General features: G+C 55.5%; 17 protein-coding genes and 1 riboswitch. Of the genes, 11 read left to right on the forward strand and 6 right to left on the reverse strand.

Features of this window, described 5'->3' with window-relative positions:
• Positions 1 to 20: 20 nt before the first annotated feature.
• Positions 21 to 737, forward strand: coding sequence for a DsbC family protein (locus B4923_RS15875; RefSeq protein ID WP_109055346.1), 717 nt, complete (start codon positions 21 to 23; stop codon positions 735 to 737).
• Between the two features lie 102 nt (positions 738 to 839).
• Here the strand turns inward: B4923_RS15875 and B4923_RS15880 are convergent, their stop codons facing one another.
• From B4923_RS15880 to moaA, 6 genes are all read right to left on the reverse strand, one after another.
• Positions 840 to 1,550 (reverse strand): Bax inhibitor-1/YccA family protein, encoded by a 711-nt coding sequence (locus B4923_RS15880; protein WP_109055347.1) that lies wholly within the window; start codon positions 1,548 to 1,550, stop codon positions 840 to 842.
• Positions 1,551 to 1,677: 127 nt separating this feature from the next.
• Positions 1,678 to 2,130: a molybdopterin synthase catalytic subunit MoaE gene (gene moaE / locus B4923_RS15885; RefSeq protein WP_109055348.1), complete on the reverse strand. Its 453-nt coding sequence runs from the start codon at positions 2,128 to 2,130 to the stop codon at positions 1,678 to 1,680.
• Between the two features lie 2 nt (positions 2,131 to 2,132).
• Positions 2,133 to 2,378: a molybdopterin synthase sulfur carrier subunit gene (moaD, locus tag B4923_RS15890; RefSeq protein ID WP_109055349.1), complete on the reverse strand. Its 246-nt coding sequence runs from the start codon at positions 2,376 to 2,378 to the stop codon at positions 2,133 to 2,135.
• Positions 2,375 to 2,857 (reverse strand): cyclic pyranopterin monophosphate synthase MoaC, encoded by a 483-nt coding sequence (gene moaC, locus B4923_RS15895; protein WP_109055445.1) that lies wholly within the window; start codon positions 2,855 to 2,857, stop codon positions 2,375 to 2,377. Before moaC ends, moaD begins: the two co-directional genes overlap by 4 nt.
• A gap of 32 nt (positions 2,858 to 2,889) precedes the next feature.
• Positions 2,890 to 3,408: a molybdenum cofactor biosynthesis protein B gene (moaB, locus tag B4923_RS15900; RefSeq protein ID WP_109055350.1), complete on the reverse strand. Its 519-nt coding sequence runs from the start codon at positions 3,406 to 3,408 to the stop codon at positions 2,890 to 2,892.
• Between the two features lie 32 nt (positions 3,409 to 3,440).
• On the reverse strand, positions 3,441 to 4,430 hold the full coding sequence (gene moaA, locus B4923_RS15905) for a GTP 3',8-cyclase MoaA (protein ID WP_109055351.1): 990 nt from the start codon (positions 4,428 to 4,430) through the stop codon (positions 3,441 to 3,443).
• Positions 4,418 to 4,566: riboswitch (molybdenum cofactor riboswitch) on the reverse strand. Its footprint overlaps the gene before it by 13 nt.
• Before the next feature lie 297 nt (positions 4,567 to 4,863).
• Between moaA and yvcK the strand changes: the two genes are divergently transcribed.
• The 10 genes from yvcK (at position 4,864) to B4923_RS15955 (ending at position 14,885) form a co-directional block, all read left to right on the forward strand.
• Positions 4,864 to 5,772, forward strand: a complete 909-nt coding sequence (yvcK, locus tag B4923_RS15910) for a uridine diphosphate-N-acetylglucosamine-binding protein YvcK (protein ID WP_109055352.1) — start codon at positions 4,864 to 4,866, stop codon at positions 5,770 to 5,772.
• Between the two features lie 335 nt (positions 5,773 to 6,107).
• Complete coding sequence (locus tag B4923_RS15915; protein ID WP_109055353.1) at positions 6,108 to 6,827, forward strand: GntR family transcriptional regulator; 720 nt, start codon at positions 6,108 to 6,110, stop codon at positions 6,825 to 6,827.
• Positions 6,824 to 7,666: an ABC transporter ATP-binding protein gene (locus tag B4923_RS15920; RefSeq protein WP_245929621.1), complete on the forward strand. Its 843-nt coding sequence runs from the start codon at positions 6,824 to 6,826 to the stop codon at positions 7,664 to 7,666. The genes B4923_RS15915 and B4923_RS15920 overlap by 4 nt, the downstream gene beginning before the upstream one ends.
• Before the next feature lies 1 nt (position 7,667).
• Positions 7,668 to 8,441, forward strand: a complete 774-nt coding sequence (locus tag B4923_RS15925; RefSeq protein WP_109055354.1) for an ABC transporter permease — start codon at positions 7,668 to 7,670, stop codon at positions 8,439 to 8,441.
• 4 nt (positions 8,442 to 8,445) lie between these two features.
• A complete protein-coding gene (locus tag B4923_RS15930) occupies positions 8,446 to 9,438 on the forward strand; it encodes an ABC transporter substrate-binding protein (protein ID WP_109055355.1) in 993 nt (330 codons plus the stop codon).
• Between the two features lie 58 nt (positions 9,439 to 9,496).
• Positions 9,497 to 10,513, forward strand: a complete 1,017-nt coding sequence (locus tag B4923_RS15935) for a quinone oxidoreductase family protein (RefSeq protein WP_109055356.1) — start codon at positions 9,497 to 9,499, stop codon at positions 10,511 to 10,513.
• Positions 10,514 to 10,543: 30 nt separating this feature from the next.
• Entirely contained in the window at positions 10,544 to 10,960 is a 417-nt protein-coding gene (locus B4923_RS15940) for a PaaI family thioesterase (protein ID WP_109055357.1), read from the forward strand.
• Between the two features lie 10 nt (positions 10,961 to 10,970).
• The gene (locus tag B4923_RS15945) at positions 10,971 to 11,759 is read left to right on the forward strand and encodes a VOC family protein (protein WP_109055358.1); all 789 of its coding nucleotides are present in this window, start codon (positions 10,971 to 10,973) and stop codon (positions 11,757 to 11,759) included.
• Positions 11,756 to 13,273: a class I adenylate-forming enzyme family protein gene (locus B4923_RS15950; protein WP_109055359.1), complete on the forward strand. Its 1,518-nt coding sequence runs from the start codon at positions 11,756 to 11,758 to the stop codon at positions 13,271 to 13,273. The genes B4923_RS15945 and B4923_RS15950 overlap by 4 nt, the downstream gene beginning before the upstream one ends.
• The gene (locus tag B4923_RS15955; RefSeq protein ID WP_109055360.1) at positions 13,263 to 14,885 is read left to right on the forward strand and encodes a gamma-glutamyltransferase family protein; all 1,623 of its coding nucleotides are present in this window, start codon (positions 13,263 to 13,265) and stop codon (positions 14,883 to 14,885) included. Before B4923_RS15950 ends, B4923_RS15955 begins: the two co-directional genes overlap by 11 nt.
• Positions 14,886 to 14,888 lie beyond the last annotated feature (3 nt).

Genomic DNA, 14,888 nt, shown 5'->3' on the forward strand with positions numbered 1-14,888 from the left:
GTAAACGTTAAGGATGAATAATGAAAAGTAACCACATAATAACCAAGCTATTTTTATTTACGCTGCTTTGCGGGCAAGCTTTTGCCAGCGACGAAGATAAAGTCAAAGAACTCGTTACAACACGAATGGGAAATAGTACAACTATCGATTCGGTACGAAAAACCGATTATCTTGGCTTATATGAAATTAAAATTGGAAAGAATATTATCTATACCGACATAAACGTTAATTACTACATAGCGGGTCATGTTATTAATGCAAAAACTCTTTTCAATTATACGAATGAAAGGCTGTTGGAAGCCAGTAAAACCGAGATAAATACTCTTCCGTTAGATTTAGCAGTAAAAATTACTAAAGGCGATGGTTCAAGAAAACTGTTTATTTTTGAGGATCCCAACTGTGGATATTGCAAATTATTAAGAAAGAAAATACAAAATATCAATAATGTAACAATATACACATTCATGTATAACATATTAAATGATAGCTCATGGACGCTATCCAGAAATATTTTATGTGCAAAACACCCCGACATTGCTTTTGAGGATTGGATGGTAAATGAAAAACAACCAGAAACCGCACCAATTGACTGCAAAGACCCTAATAAAATCGTTTACGAACTTGGTAAGAAAATGAATATTACCGGAACACCCACCCTATTCTTTATCGACGGAACCAGTCAGCAAGGAGTGATGGAAATCGATGCGCTGGAGAAAAAATGGCTAAGTATCAAATAAACCGGTATTTAGATGCCGGTTCTGGAAGAAACAACATTCATGGCGGCGACATGCCGAAACAGAGCATTACCCTCTGTCTCGGATATCGTAATAACGACGGGCTTAACGGCGGTTGCCGAAAATGCGCAGCAGCATCAGGAACAGGTTGATGAAGTCCAGATACAGCGTCAGTGCGCCGACGATCGAGTATTTGCGGAAATTATCCCTGTCATCAACAGACAGTTGTTCACCCATACGTTTCAGTTTCTGGGTGTCATAGGCCGTCAGGCCAACAAACACCACCACACCGATATAGGTCACTGCCCACATCAGCGCCTCGCTTTTCAGCCAGAAATTCACCAGCGAAGCCAGTACAATGCCGATCAGCGCCATAAACAACAAGCTGCCGAAACCACTCAGATCCCGTTTGGTGGTATAGCCATACAGGCTCATGGCACCGAACATCCCGGCGGTAATCACAAAAGTACTGGCGATGGACTCACCGGAATACATGATGAAAATGCTGGAAATCGTTAACCCGGTCAATGCGGAATAGAGCATAAACAGACTGGTTGCCACACCGCCGCTCAGACGCTGCACCATGCCGGAAATGACAAAAACCAGCCCCAGTTGCGCGATGATCAGACCAAAGAACGTAATCTGGCTGGAGAAAACAAAATTCAGCACCGCTGGCGTGTTGGCGGCATACCAGGAAACGAACGCCGTCAGCAGCAACCCGCAGGTCATCCAACCATAGACTTGTGCCATATAGGCCTGAAGGCCGGATTGAGCGCGTTCAACAATCGAATCACTCGAGCGTGGATACCTATCCATGATTTTACCTTTGCATTGAGTTATACGTAAGAAACCAGGTATCTCAGGCCTTACCCGCAACCCGAAGAGACCGTGTTTCACCTGCTTTTATCGTAACACATAAATCTTAGTTCCGTTGAAACCGCCGCTACCAGCGCTTCGCCGCCTGTCGGTCACTATCCCGCGATTCGACCCAGCGTTCTCCTTCCGACGTCGCTTCCCTTTTCCAGAACGGCGCGCGGGTTTTCAGGTAGTCCATAATGAACTGCGCCGCATCAAATGCGACGCTGCGGTGAGCGGCACTCACGCCGACAAACACGATTTCATCCCCCGGATAGAGCGCCCCCACCCGATGAATAATGCTAACGCGGGGCAGTGCCCAGCGTTCACGCGCCAGCTCAACAATCTCCGCCAGCGCTTTTTCGGTCATGCCGGGATAGTGTTCCAGCGTCAATGCACTGACATCAGCGGCCAGATTGTGGTTGCGCACCTTACCCGTGAAGGTGACGACCGCTCCATCTTCATCACATTGCGCCAGCCATTGATATTCATCACCGACGCTGAAATTTTCTTCGCCGACGCGAATCCGGGTTTCCGTCATCCTCAACCTCCTGTTACCGGCGGGAAAAAAGCGACTTCATCACCGTCCTGTAGCGGATGGTGCATTTCCACCAGCGATTGATTCACCGCCGCCAGCAGCTTGCCGGATTCCAGCGCCAGCGCCCAGCGGGCGCCTCGCTGACAAAGCCCCTGCCGCAACGCGTCAACCGTGGAGTACTCCGCCGGCAAGGCAAGATTATCCGTTTCGGTCAGTTCCCGTACCTGTGCAAAAAACAGTACGTTAATCATGATGCCTCCGCCTGGAAATCCCCGGATTTGCCGCCGCTTTTCGCCAGCAGCCGCACCGGGCCAATCACCATGTCTTTCTGCACGGCTTTGCACATGTCATAAATCGTCAGCGCCGCCACCGATGCCGCCGTCAGCGCCTCCATTTCCACGCCGGTTTTACCGGTGAGACGGCACAACGATTCGATGCGCACACGATTATGCTCAGGCTGCGCCGCAAGCTCTACCGCCACTTTACTCAGCAGTAAAGGATGGCAAAGCGGAATCAGTTCCCAGGTACGTTTCGCCGCCTGAATACCGGCAATGCGCGCCGTGGCAAAGACATCGCCTTTATGGTGGCTGCCATCCATGATCATCGCCAGCGTCTGCGGCGCCATTTCGACAAAGGCTTCCGCCCGGGCTTCACGCACGGTTTCTGCTTTGGCGGAGACATCCACCATAGACGCTTCACCCGCGGCGTTAAGATGGGTTAACTGTGGCATCGCCGGTTGTGCCGTGATTCGTTGCGACATAATCAGGCCAACTTTTTCAGATGGGGGTGGAAATTACAGGGCTTTTGACGCGCATCCAGCTGTTCCTGAATGATGCGCTCCCAGGCGGTGTGGCAGGCGCGGGTCGAACCCGGCATTGCAAAAATTACCGTCTGATTGGCCAGCCCGGCCACCGCCCGGGATTGCAACGTGGCAGTACCGATATCTTCATACGACACCATGCGGAACAGTTCGCCAAACCCTTCAATTTCACGATCGAACAATACGCCGATCGCTTCCGGCACCAGATCGCCGCGGGTAAACCCGGTTCCGCCATTAATCAGAATGACCTGCACATCGTCACTGGCGATCCAGGCCGAGATCTGCGCACGGATCTGGTACAGATCCTCTTTGACGATACCGCTGGCAATAATCTGGTGCCCGGCAGACTGCGCGGCTTCGCGCAGATAGTCGCCTGACGTATCGTCGGCTTCCGTACGTCGCTCAGATACCGTGAGCACCGCGATATTGAGAGGAATAAATTCGCTGCTGACTTTACTCATACCAAACTCCTGACGGATAGACGTTAAGGGCTTCAGCCACCAATAAACGACAGATTCTGCGTGATGCCGCTGTTGCCCTGATGCAGGAAGTGGGTCCGTTTTTTGGCTGACAACCCACCGGAAATACGCATTTTCAATGCCTCCAGTTGCCGATCGTCCGCCATCAGGTCGCGCAATGGGATCCCTTGTTCACCAAACAAACAAAGGTGCAGATTGCCCGTGGCCGATACGCGCAGACGATTACAACTCAGGCAGAAATCCTTCTCGTAAGGCATGATCAGCCCGATTTCGCCCTGATAGTCGGCATGCCGGAACACCTGTGCCGGCCCATCACTACGGCCCCGGGCCTGCTGCTCCCAGCCCTGTAGCAACAGACGCTGGCGGATCACGTCACCGGAAATATGATGCCGCTGAAACAACACGCCGCCCTCTCCGGTCTCCATCAACTCGATGAAGCGTAGTTGAATCGGACGATGTTTGATCCATGCAAGAAAGGTTTGCAGGCTGGTATCGTTGACATCGCGCATCAGTACGGTATTGACCTTCACTTTAGCGAAGCCACACGCAAACGCGGCATCAATCCCCGCCATTACCTGGCGAAATTTATCCTGCCCGGTGATGGCATGAAACTGCCGGGCATCCAGGCTGTCCACGCTGACATTCAGCGCCGTCAGACCAGCCTCACGCCACTGGGCGACGTCACGCGCCAAACGGTAGCCGTTGGTGGTCACCGCCAGCGTCCGGATAGCCGGGTTTTCACGGATCGCCGCGAGAATTTCAACAAAATCGCGGCGCAGGGAGGGCTCTCCCCCGGTAAGGCGGACTTTCTCCGTCCCCAGTTCAGCAAACGCCCGGCTGACACGGCGGATTTCGTCGAGTGATAAAAAATGATGGGGAGTATTGCCATTTGGCTTATAGCCATCCGGCAAACAATAGGTGCAACGAAAGTTGCAGACGTCGGTTATCGACAGGCGCAAATAGTAGAACTTGCGCGCAAACGCATCAGTCAGTTGACTCACCATAAACACCTTTCCAAATACGGGAGATGCAGGCATTTCTACCTCGCACCCTGGCGACCAATCAGGTCACGGCCAGGGCACCGTATCATGCGTTGTCGACGCATCACTTAGGCACCAAGGCTAGGAGTTTGATTCTCGAGCGCACCGGCCAATACGCCAGCCCATGCAGAACGGGAATCGTGATTTCACTATTCAGTCTACCGCCAATCATGGCGGACAGTCACTTAAAAAACCGGTATATAAACTAATATATAACGATTTTTCAATATCTTATGTTGAATAACATACCGTAAAACCGACGGTATAACTTGTCTTAAATCATACCTGAGATTGGATTTTTCGCCTTTTAAGTAAAAATCGGCTACCTTACCGCAGCAAAGATCGTTTCAACTCCGTTATCATTTCAGTTCAGTTATTTCAGCAATTAAGGATTACTATGCGCAATCGCACGTTGGCCGACCTTGACCGGGTTGTCGCCCTTGGCGGCGGGCACGGGTTGGGCCGTGTCATGTCTTCCCTTTCTTCTCTGGGATCGCGGCTAACGGGCATTGTCACCACAACCGATAATGGCGGTTCAACCGGCCGGATCCGCCGCTCGGAAGGCGGTATCGCCTGGGGTGATACCCGCAACTGTCTGAACCAGCTGATTACCACCCCCAGTATTGCTTCCGCCATGTTCGAATACCGTTTTAACAGTAATGGCGAACTGGCCGGGCATAACCTGGGCAATCTGATGTTGAAAGCGCTCGATCATCTGAGCGTCCGCCCGCTCGAGGCGATCAATCTGGTTCGTAATCTGCTAAAAGTTGATGCCTTTCTGATCCCGATGTCCGAACAACCCGTTGATTTGCAGGCAACAGATCAGCAGGGAAACCCCGTTTACGGCGAAGTCGCCATCGATCTGTTATCGAGCCTGCCACAGGAACTGACGCTGTTCCCGCCGGTGCAGGCGACGCAGGAAGCGCTCACCGCCATTGCGGAAGCCGACCTGATTCTGATCGGCCCCGGCAGCTTTCTGACCAGCCTGATGCCGCTGCTGTTGCTCACCGATCTCACGCGTGCGCTGCGTCGGGCTCAGGCCCCCATGGTTTACATCGGCAATTTAGGCGATGAACAAAGTCAGGCCGCAGCCAGACTGTCACTCAGAGAAAAACTGGAGCTGATGGAAGAAAAAATTGACCGGCAGGTCATTGATGCCGTTATCGTCAGCCCGCAAGTCAACGTCAGCCAGATACACGACCGTGTGGTGGTACAGCAAGCGCTGGCCGCAGAAGATGTGCCGCATCATCATGACCGTCAGTTACTGCGTCAGGCGATAGAGACCGTGTTACAAAGGCTGGGATAATTCAATTCCGCAGCCAGGGAGGATACCTGACATCCTCCCCTTTATTCTGTCTTTCAGTCACTCTTCAGAAAGAAACACGGCGTATGACAATATCTCTCTTCCCGCGCACGAAATTGCGCTGAACTTGTCTATTTCATCATCAGCCAATTTGCGTATAAGAAACCGCCTCCCTCACTGAATTTCCCGGCCGTAGGCTGCTCAGTTGATGTTTTTTCCTCATATCCAAAGCCAAATTTCTTATTGGCTAATTATTAGCCTGCTTCATAAACTACCTTCAGTTAAGCATCCTAGTTTTCCTCTGTGAGCTGCTCACAGTACGTATTAAGGATTCTCAAATGGTTACGCGTTCATCAGAAAAAAACGCCGCATTGTCGCAAGGCGACACAGCCTGGCTCCGCATTCGCCATGACGTTTTATGCTGCCGTCTGCTGCCTGGCGCCATGGTTACCGAACAGATGCTGATGGAACGTTATGAGATAGGTAAAAGTAGTTGCCGTGTGGCGCTGGCGCGGCTGTGCCACGAAAACCTGATCCAGTCGCGTCCGCGTAAGGGCTATCAGATTGCGCCGATCACCGTTCAGGACGTGGAAGAGATCTTTACTATCCGCGCGCAACTGGAGCCGCTGGCCGCCCGATTGGCCGTGGGCCGTGTGGACATCGATTTACTGCGCCGTCTGGAGGCCGACTGCCGGGAAGAGATTCACGCTCCGCTGTCCAAGCAGATCAATATATTCATGAACGCCAATAAACGCTTTCATCTGGCTATCGCACATGCCTCCGGCAACAACCATCTGATCCGTACGCTATCCAGCCTGATGGATGAAATGTCACGTCTGGTCGCGCTCGGTTTTAACGTGCAGGGAACCAAACCGGAAATCAAGCACGATCATAATGCGATGATCGAAGCCTTCAGCCAGGGCGACAGCAAGCGGGTTGAACTGATTGCCCGCCGCCATATCGAAACCTTTCAGGCGATGACGCTGGAAAAAGTTTACGCCACGCTGAGCCGGGACGGCGCCGTTTTGCCCATACTGGAACGGAGGCTACAGCAATGAGCGTTCTGATTCAGGACACCATGCAGGTACAAGACGCTATGTCAGTACAAAAAACCATTTCAGTACAAAAAACCATGTCAGTACAAAACACTATGCCGGTACAGAACACTACGCTGATACAAGCCAAAGGTATCAGTAAAGCGTTCGGTTCGCTTCAGGTGTTACGCGACATTGATTTAGCACTCATTCAGGGAGAAATTCTGACGCTGCTCGGCCCTTCAGGCTGCGGCAAAAGTACGCTGTTGAATATTTTATCCGGTCTGCTAAACGCGGATAGCGGAACACTGACGATACAGGGTGATGACGCCGCGCATTTTCAGCACTGGCAGCGCATTGGCTACCTGTTTCAGGAAGATCGCCTGCTTCCCTGGCGCACGGTGCAGCAGAATGTAAATTTTGGTCTGGAAACGCTGCGCCTCAGCCATGCTGAACGCCGCCATCGGGTTACTGAAGCGCTACAGTTGGTCGGGCTGTCTGATTTTACCCACTACTGGCCTTATCAGCTGTCCGGCGGAATGCGCAGCCGGGTTGCGTTGGCGCGCAGTCTGGTCACGAAACCAGAAATTCTGCTGATGGATGAACCCTTTTCCAAACTCGATCCGCAAACCCGCAGCGCGATGCATGGCGAAATTCTGCGCATCCAACGCCTGACCGGCATGTCAATCGTGATGGTAACCCATGATGTGGAAGAGGCGGTGGTGCTGGCCGATCGGATAGTGATATTCAGGCCGCATCCAGGGCATATCCACCATATTCAACCCGTTAATCTACCGCGGCCCCGTCTGCCCACCAGCCAAACGGTCAGCGAACAGATACGCCTGCTGCGTCTGGAGGTTTGATATGTCACGCGCCCGATCGCTGTCAACGCTGATATTACAACGTCTGATTTTGCTACTGCTGTTTCTGTCCATCTGGTGGCTGCTCTCCTTACGCATGCCGGGATTCATTCTGCCCAGTCCGCAAAAAACCTGGCTGGCACTCCAACTGCTCTGGCATAACGACACGCTGCTGCACGATATCAGCGTTACGCTGTCGCGCGTGGTGATGGGCTTCCTGTTCGCCACGCTTATCGGCACGCCACTCGGGCTGGCGCTGGGAGCGAGTCGCCGTCTGGCGCAGTTCTTTGAACCGCTGTTGTCGGTATTTAACAGCGTATCGTCGGCGATCTGGGCCATTTTCGCCATCATCTGGTTCGGCATCTCAAATGCCACGACGGTGTTCGTGGTGTTCATGACGGCAATGCCGCTGATCCTGACCAATGTCTGGCAAGGCGCGCAGACGGTGGAATCGCAGTATGTTGAGCTGGCGCGCAGCTTTCGCATGAACCGCTGGCAGACGTTGGTGAAAATTTATCTGCCGACCATTCTGCCCTACTTTTTCTCCGGCGCCAGGCTGGCTTTTGGCTTTGGCTGGCGCGTATCGCTGGTCGCTGAAACGCTGGGGGCGTCAAACGGTATTGGTTATCGCCTGCGTCAGGCCGGGGATTTGGTGCAAACCGATCAGGTGTTCGCCTGGACGGTGCTGTTAGTCACACTCATGTTGCTGCTTGAAGGCGGCATTCTGAAACCGCTGGAACGCCGTTTGTTCCGCTGGAAAAAACTCACACAGGAATGACACGATGAAAAACATGATTGCAGCGGCCTTAATGGTCGCCGGGACGCTGTTTGCCCAAAATCTTTCCGCCGCGGAAAAAGTTCGCATCGGCTACTGGACCAGCGGCGTCAGCCTGGGCTATGGCGCGGTGCTGGAAAGCACGGATTTTCTGGCCCGTCATGGTATTGACGCTGAATTTATTCACTTTCCTGACGTCAATGCGCCGGTGAAAGCGTTGGCTTCAGGATCAATTGACCTGGCATTTGGTGCGCCGCTGGCGGGTATTCTCAGCACCGCCGCCGAGGGCGTACCGGTAAAAATCTTTGCCGCCACACAGCCTGCCGATGTGCAGTTCGTGGTCCCGGTAGACTCTCCCATCACCCAGCTTTCCCAGTTGAAAGGCAAAAAGATCGGCATGTCCCCGGCGGGGTCGTCCGTGGCGGTAATCGCCAGCGCGATTCTGGCCAGCAATTACGATATCAAACCGGCAGATTTTTCGCTGATTGGCGGTAACGAATCACGGCTGGCGCAATTTTTGGCGCAGAAACAAGTCGATGCCGCGGCATTACGCTCGGTCACCATCGCCCAGTTGGATGAATTGCATGTCCGGCCGCTCGGCAGCTTTGCCGACGAATGGCGCAAGATCACCCATAGCGATGCGGTTCCCTACATTGGTATCGGCGCCGTGCGTAGCGACCTGATTGATAAACAGCCGGATACCATTGCCCGCGTCATTGCCGCGCTGCGCGACACGTTGACCTGGGGACAGGCGCATCCTGACGATGTGGTCAAGATCCTACAGAAAAAAGCCAACCTGCCGCAGAAAGATGCGGAGGTCTACGTCAGCCGTTGGGAAAGCATGAATCGGGTATCGTTCGAGCCGGCAGATATCGATACGCTGAAACGACAACACCAGGTGTTCGTCGATAGTGGCGCCATCAAAGGCCAGTTAAGCGACGACCTGTTCGTGACTGCGCCTTATCAACAGGCGAAATCCATTCAACCATTGGTCCGTTAAAACCATTGGTCCGTTAAAACCATTGGTCCGTTAATTCCGCCTGAACAGGAGATATTCTGTGAGCAACACCATGAAAGCGCTGGTTTTAACACAACACGGCGACCTCGACCAGCTACAGGTGACAAACAATCATCCGCGGCCGGTCCCTCAGCCCGGACATGTGGTGATCCGCGTGGGGGCGTCATCATTTAACTATCACGATGTCTTTACCGTGCGCGGAATGCCCGGCATTACCGTGCCGCTGCCGGTGGTGCCCGGTCTGGATTTGGCCGGCACCATCAGCGCCCTCGGCGAAGGCGTTGCCGGCTGGCAGATTGGCGATCGGGTGCTGATCAATCCGCTAAAGCCCGGCGTGGGGCTGATGGGGGAAATGGTTGACGGCGGCATGGCGGAATACGCTCAGGTCGATGCCGCTCAGCTCATTATCCTGCCGGACAACGTCAGCTTTGCTCAGGCAGCGGCCTTACCGGTCGCATACGGCACCGCGCACCGTATGTTGATAACGCACAACACGGTCAAAGCGGGCGATCGCGTGCTGATCCTCGGCGCCAGCGGGGGCGTCGGCAGCGCCTGTGTGGTGCTGGCAAAACGGCTGGGAGCCGAGGTTATCGCCTGTGCGGGCAGCGCCGAAAAAGCAGAGGCGCTCAGCGCGCTGGGGGCCGATCGCGTAGTTAACTACCGGGAAACCGATTTCTCAAAATGGGCCATCGCTACCTACGGCAAGCCACAGCGCCGCAGTTATGAAGGCGGGGTCGATGTCGTTATCAACTTCACCGGCGGCGATACCTGGCGCCCCTCGTTACGCTGTCTGAAACGCGGCGGCATCCTGCTGGTATGCGGCGCAACCGCCGGTTACGACCCGCAGGAGGATTTGCGCTATGTCTGGAGTTTCGAACTGACGATCAAAGGCTCCAACAGTTTCTATGCCGACAACCTGAGCGCGCTGCTGGAGATGGTGTCACGGGGAGAAATCGATCCGCTGATCGATCGCGTGCTACCGCTGGAACAGGCCAGCGAAGGACTGCGGCTAATCCGCGATCGGGAAGTGCTTGGCAAAGTCATCGTCACGCCCTGAGGGCGGTCATAACTTATAAAGGTAACGCTAATGGCTGAATCCACACCACTGAGTGCCGCCGATGTTCAGGCGCGTTTGTTGCAGGGTCCCTATCACCAGTGGCTCGGTCTGGAAGTGACCGCGCTGGGTGAGGGGGAAATAGAATTAACCGCGCGCTGGCGCGAAGAATGGGTCGTTAATTCCGCCGGGGGATACACGCATGGCGGTATTCTTGCGGCACTTATTGATCTGACCGCTGACTGGGCGCTGGTTTCCTTTACCGGCCGGGGTGTGCCGACGCTTAACCTGCACGTTGATTACCACCGTCCGGCTCGTGGCAACCTCACCGCCCGCGGCCGGGTGATCAAGGCAGGGAAACAGGTCTCCTGCGCCGAAGCCCGGCTGTTTGACAGTGAGGGAAATCTGGTTGCCAGTGGGCGCGGTCTTTATTCCACCGTTAGCGTCTGAGGGGCCGACCATGTCTTTATCCCTTGACCACCTGGTGTTTAACGCCCAGTTTGCAACCGACCACGCGGCGGCTATTTTCCGCCAGTTGGGCTTTACCCTGACGCCGCGGGGCTACCATTCGCTGGGATCAATCAATCATCTGATCGTGTTCGATCAACACTATCTGGAGATCCTCGGTCTGCCGCCCGACGAACCACCGCAGCGGCAGGAGCTGCTGGCTGGCCCGGCCGGACTTGACGGGCTGGTGTTCAGCAGTCAGGACATCGAAACCAGCGCGTCAGCAATCCAGCGGGCAGGCTTCACGCTTCAACCCATTCGCTCATTTTCCCGCCCGGTTGACATCAACGGGCGGCAACAACAAGCCCGCTTCAGTACGGTGCATCTGGCCGCAGGCAGTTTCAGCGCCGGACGCATCTATTTTTGCCAACACCATACACCCGAGTGGGTCTGGCGTGATGAATGGCAACGTCATCAGAATGGTGTCGCTCGCATTAGTCAACTGACGATCGTCACCCACGATCCGGTGTCACTGGCTTTGCAATATCAGGCGCTGGGTACCCTTGAGCCGGGGTTTGAGCTGGCTTTTCTCAATCATGAAGATTTTGCCCGACGCTATCGGCAACAGCTCACGCTGGATACCGCACGCGATAGCCAGTTTGCCGCGCTTCGCTTCCACGGCGGCGACCGTGAGCGGATCGCCGGACAGGCCCGTGCGCTTGACCTGCCGCTCAGTCAACAGCCAGAACGACTGCTGATTGCGCTGCCCGCGTTCAACTGCCTGCTTGAGTTTCTGCCATGAACAGCCGCAATCTTGGTGTACTGTTTACCCACCTTAGCGACAGTGGGAAGTCAGCGTTAATCGCCCCGCAACATGGCTTGCCCGACCGGGTTGTCAGCTATGCCCAGCTCGACCGTCAGGCCAACGCCATCGGACGCGCCCTGCTGTCACGTGGATTTGCGCCCGGCAGCAAAATCGCCATTCTGGGCGTCAATACGCTGGAGTATGTCGCCGTGCTGTTGGGGATCCTGCGTGCCGGACTGGTCGCCGTTCCTGTCAATATCAAACTGCCGGACACCACTATCGAATATATTTTGCAGGACAGCGGCGCGGTTTTCCTGTTTGGTGACAGCGAACAGCTGGCGCGGATTGCCTTTCCTTTGCCGCGCATCAGCTTCAGTGACGACAGCCTGAAGCGGTTTTATGATGAAGGTCCGCTGGCGCCCTGGCAGGCGCGACCAGACGATATTGCGCTGCTGCTGTATACCTCCGGGTCCAGCGGTGTCCCCAAAGGGGTGCTGCTGAGCCACGACAGCCACCTGTGGGTGATTGAAACCCGTCTTGCCGCACACGAACTGCATGATGAACGGCTTTTGATCGCCGCCCCGTTTTATCATATGAATGCGCTGGCGCTGATCCTGCTTTCGCTGGCAAGCGGCGTCACCACCGTCATCCTGCCGCAGTTCAGCGCCCCAGACTATATCCAGGCTATCCACCACTACCGTTGTAGCTGGCTGACGGCAGTGCCGCCGATGATCGCCATGATCCTGCGGGAAAAAACACGGCTGGCGCAAAGCGATTTATCCTGTGTACGGGTGGTACGCATGGGTTCAGCCCCGGTGAGCGCCAGCCTGATAAACCAAATCCATCAGCTTTTGCCCGCCGCCCGGATTATCAATGCCTACGGCACCACCGAGGGCGGCCCGGTGGTTTTCGGCCCTCATCCACAGGGAAAAGCATTACCGCTGCTGGCGACAGGCTACCCTCACCCACAGGTACAACTTCGGCTGCGCGCCGAGGACGGCCAGTTGTCGCGGTGCGGCGTACTGGAACTGAAAAGTCCGGCGCTGATGCTTGGCTACCATCAGCGACCGGATATTCCCACGCCTTTCACACCGGACGGGTATTACATCACCGGTGATGTCTTCCGCAAGGATGAGCAGGGATTTTTCACCTTTGTCGGGCGCCATGACGATATGTTCGTCTGCGGCGGGGAAAATATCTATCCGAGCGAAGTTGAACAACTGCTGGAGCGCCATCCGGCGGTACAGTCAGCCTGCGTCGTACCGGTGGTCGATGAAATCAAGGGCCATAAACCGGTCGCCTGGGTCGTTTTACGCCCCGGCCAGCAGATAGACAGCGAAACACTCAAAGCCTTCACGCTACAACAGGGGGCAGCCTATCTGCATCCTCGCCATATCTGGCTGGTTGAGCACTTGCCGCTGGCCGGCACCAACAAAATCGACCGTAAAACACTGATGGAAGAAGCTGCACGCCGCCTATTGCCCGACACTGGAGCGCATCATGACCTTTAACTGGCATAACCCTTATCCTACCGTGCGTACGCCGCTGTTTGCCCGCAATGTGGTGTCCACCTCACATCCGCTGGCGGCACAGGCCGGAAACCGGGCGCTGCTGGCAGGCGGTAACGCGGTGGACGCGGCTATCGCCGCCGCGGCGATGTTAACCGTTGTCGAACCGGTCTCCTGTGGACTCGGCAGCGATGCCTTTGCGCTGGTCTGGGACGGAAAACAACTACAGGGATTAAATGCGTCCGGCTGTGCGCCGGCAAGCTGGACGCTGGATTTTTTCCGCCAGCGTCATGGCGAAGACGGCAACGGGTTAGCCCGCCGCCCGCTGCGCGGCTGGGACAGCGTGACCATCCCCGGCGCCATCGCCGGCTGGGAGAAGCTGCACCAGCGCTATGGCCGCCTGCCGTTTGCGCATCTGCTGTCGTTCGCCATCGAGGTGGCTGAACGCGGCGTTACCATCGCGCCGATGGTCGCCCATAAATGGGCGTTGGCGGTCACCGAACTCCATCAGCAACCGGGCTTTGCCGCGGCGTTCATGCCGCATGGCCGGGCACCGCTTATCGGCGAAAAATTCACCTTTCCGGCGGCAGCCCGCACGCTGCGCCTGCTGGCCCAACAAGGGGCAGCCGCCTTTTATCAGGGAGAGATTGCCGAAAAACTGGTGGCCTGGTCTCAGGCCACGGGCGGCAGCCTGACTCGTGAGGACTTAGCCCACTATCGCCCCGAGTGGGTAACGCCAATCAGCCAGCGCTACCGTGGGTATGACGTTCATGAGATCCCACCCAATGGTCAGGGCATCGCGGCGCTGATTGCGCTCGGCATTCTGGAACGTTTTGATCTGGCCTCGCTGCCGCTCGACAGCGCGGCATCACAGCATGTGCAAATTGAAGCCATGAAGCTCGCCTTTGCCGATGTTTATCGCTACGTGGCCGATCCGCGCTCAATGGATGTCACCCCCGCTCAGATGCTGGACAGCGGCTATCTCGATGCGCGGGCAAAGCTGATTGACCCGGTCCGCGCCCGTCCCCCCGCGGCGGGCATGCCCGCCAGCGGCGGTACGGTATATCTGACTACGGCAGATGAAAACGGAATGATGGTCTCCTTCATTCAGTCCAATTACATGGGATTTGGCTCAGGCGTCGTGCTGCCAGACTATGGCATTAGTCTGCAAAACCGCGGCGCGGGTTTCTCCAGCGATCCGCGTTCCGCCAACGTGGTAGCGCCGGGCAAACGCCCGTTCCACACCATCATTCCGGCCTTCCTCAGCCGTAACGGGCAGCCGCAGATGAGTTTTGGCGTGATGGGCGGCGATATGCAACCGCAGGGGCATGTGCAAACGCTGGTGCGGATGCTGGATTATCAACAACAGCCGCAGGCGGCCTGCGATGCGCCGCGCTGGAAAGTGAACCGCGATTTTTCGCTGGATCTGGAATCAACCATGCCAGCAGATACCGTTAACCGGCTGGCCCAGCTCGGCCATCGGCTGAAATCGGTTAACGATCCCTATATGGACTTCGGTGCCGGTCAGTTTATCTGGCGATTATCCGATGATGTCGAGCACGGCTATATCGCCGCCAGCGACAGCCGGCGGGATGGTCAGGCGGTGGGGTTTTGAGAT

It is taken from the genome of Brenneria roseae subsp. americana, assembly GCF_003115815.1.
In the GTDB taxonomy this organism is placed as follows: domain Bacteria; phylum Pseudomonadota; class Gammaproteobacteria; order Enterobacterales; family Enterobacteriaceae; genus Brenneria; species Brenneria roseae.

Coding starts and splice junctions, on each gene's coding strand:
- B4923_RS15940 (WP_109055357.1), top strand. CDS start 10,544: ATGGCTGAATCCACACCACTGAGTGCCGCCGATGTTCAGGCGCGTTTG.
- yvcK (WP_109055352.1), top strand. CDS start 4,864: ATGCGCAATCGCACGTTGGCCGACCTTGACCGGGTTGTCGCCCTTGGC.
- moaD (WP_109055349.1), bottom strand. CDS start 2,378: ATGATTAACGTACTGTTTTTTGCACAGGTACGGGAACTGACCGAAACG.
- B4923_RS15915 (WP_109055353.1), top strand. CDS start 6,108: ATGGTTACGCGTTCATCAGAAAAAAACGCCGCATTGTCGCAAGGCGAC.
- moaC (WP_109055445.1), bottom strand. CDS start 2,857: ATGCCACAGTTAACCCATCTTAACGCCGCGGGTGAAGCGTCTATGGTG.
- B4923_RS15920 (WP_245929621.1), top strand. CDS start 6,824: ATGAGCGTTCTGATTCAGGACACCATGCAGGTACAAGACGCTATGTCA.
- moaE (WP_109055348.1), bottom strand. CDS start 2,130: ATGACGGAAACCCGGATTCGCGTCGGCGAAGAAAATTTCAGCGTCGGT.
- B4923_RS15880 (WP_109055347.1), bottom strand. CDS start 1,550: ATGGATAGGTATCCACGCTCGAGTGATTCGATTGTTGAACGCGCTCAA.
- B4923_RS15945 (WP_109055358.1), top strand. CDS start 10,971: ATGTCTTTATCCCTTGACCACCTGGTGTTTAACGCCCAGTTTGCAACC.
- B4923_RS15950 (WP_109055359.1), top strand. CDS start 11,756: ATGAACAGCCGCAATCTTGGTGTACTGTTTACCCACCTTAGCGACAGT.
- moaA (WP_109055351.1), bottom strand. CDS start 4,430: ATGGTGAGTCAACTGACTGATGCGTTTGCGCGCAAGTTCTACTATTTG.
- B4923_RS15955 (WP_109055360.1), top strand. CDS start 13,263: ATGACCTTTAACTGGCATAACCCTTATCCTACCGTGCGTACGCCGCTG.
- B4923_RS15875 (WP_109055346.1), top strand. CDS start 21: ATGAAAAGTAACCACATAATAACCAAGCTATTTTTATTTACGCTGCTT.
- B4923_RS15930 (WP_109055355.1), top strand. CDS start 8,446: ATGAAAAACATGATTGCAGCGGCCTTAATGGTCGCCGGGACGCTGTTT.
- moaB (WP_109055350.1), bottom strand. CDS start 3,408: ATGAGTAAAGTCAGCAGCGAATTTATTCCTCTCAATATCGCGGTGCTC.
- B4923_RS15925 (WP_109055354.1), top strand. CDS start 7,668: ATGTCACGCGCCCGATCGCTGTCAACGCTGATATTACAACGTCTGATT.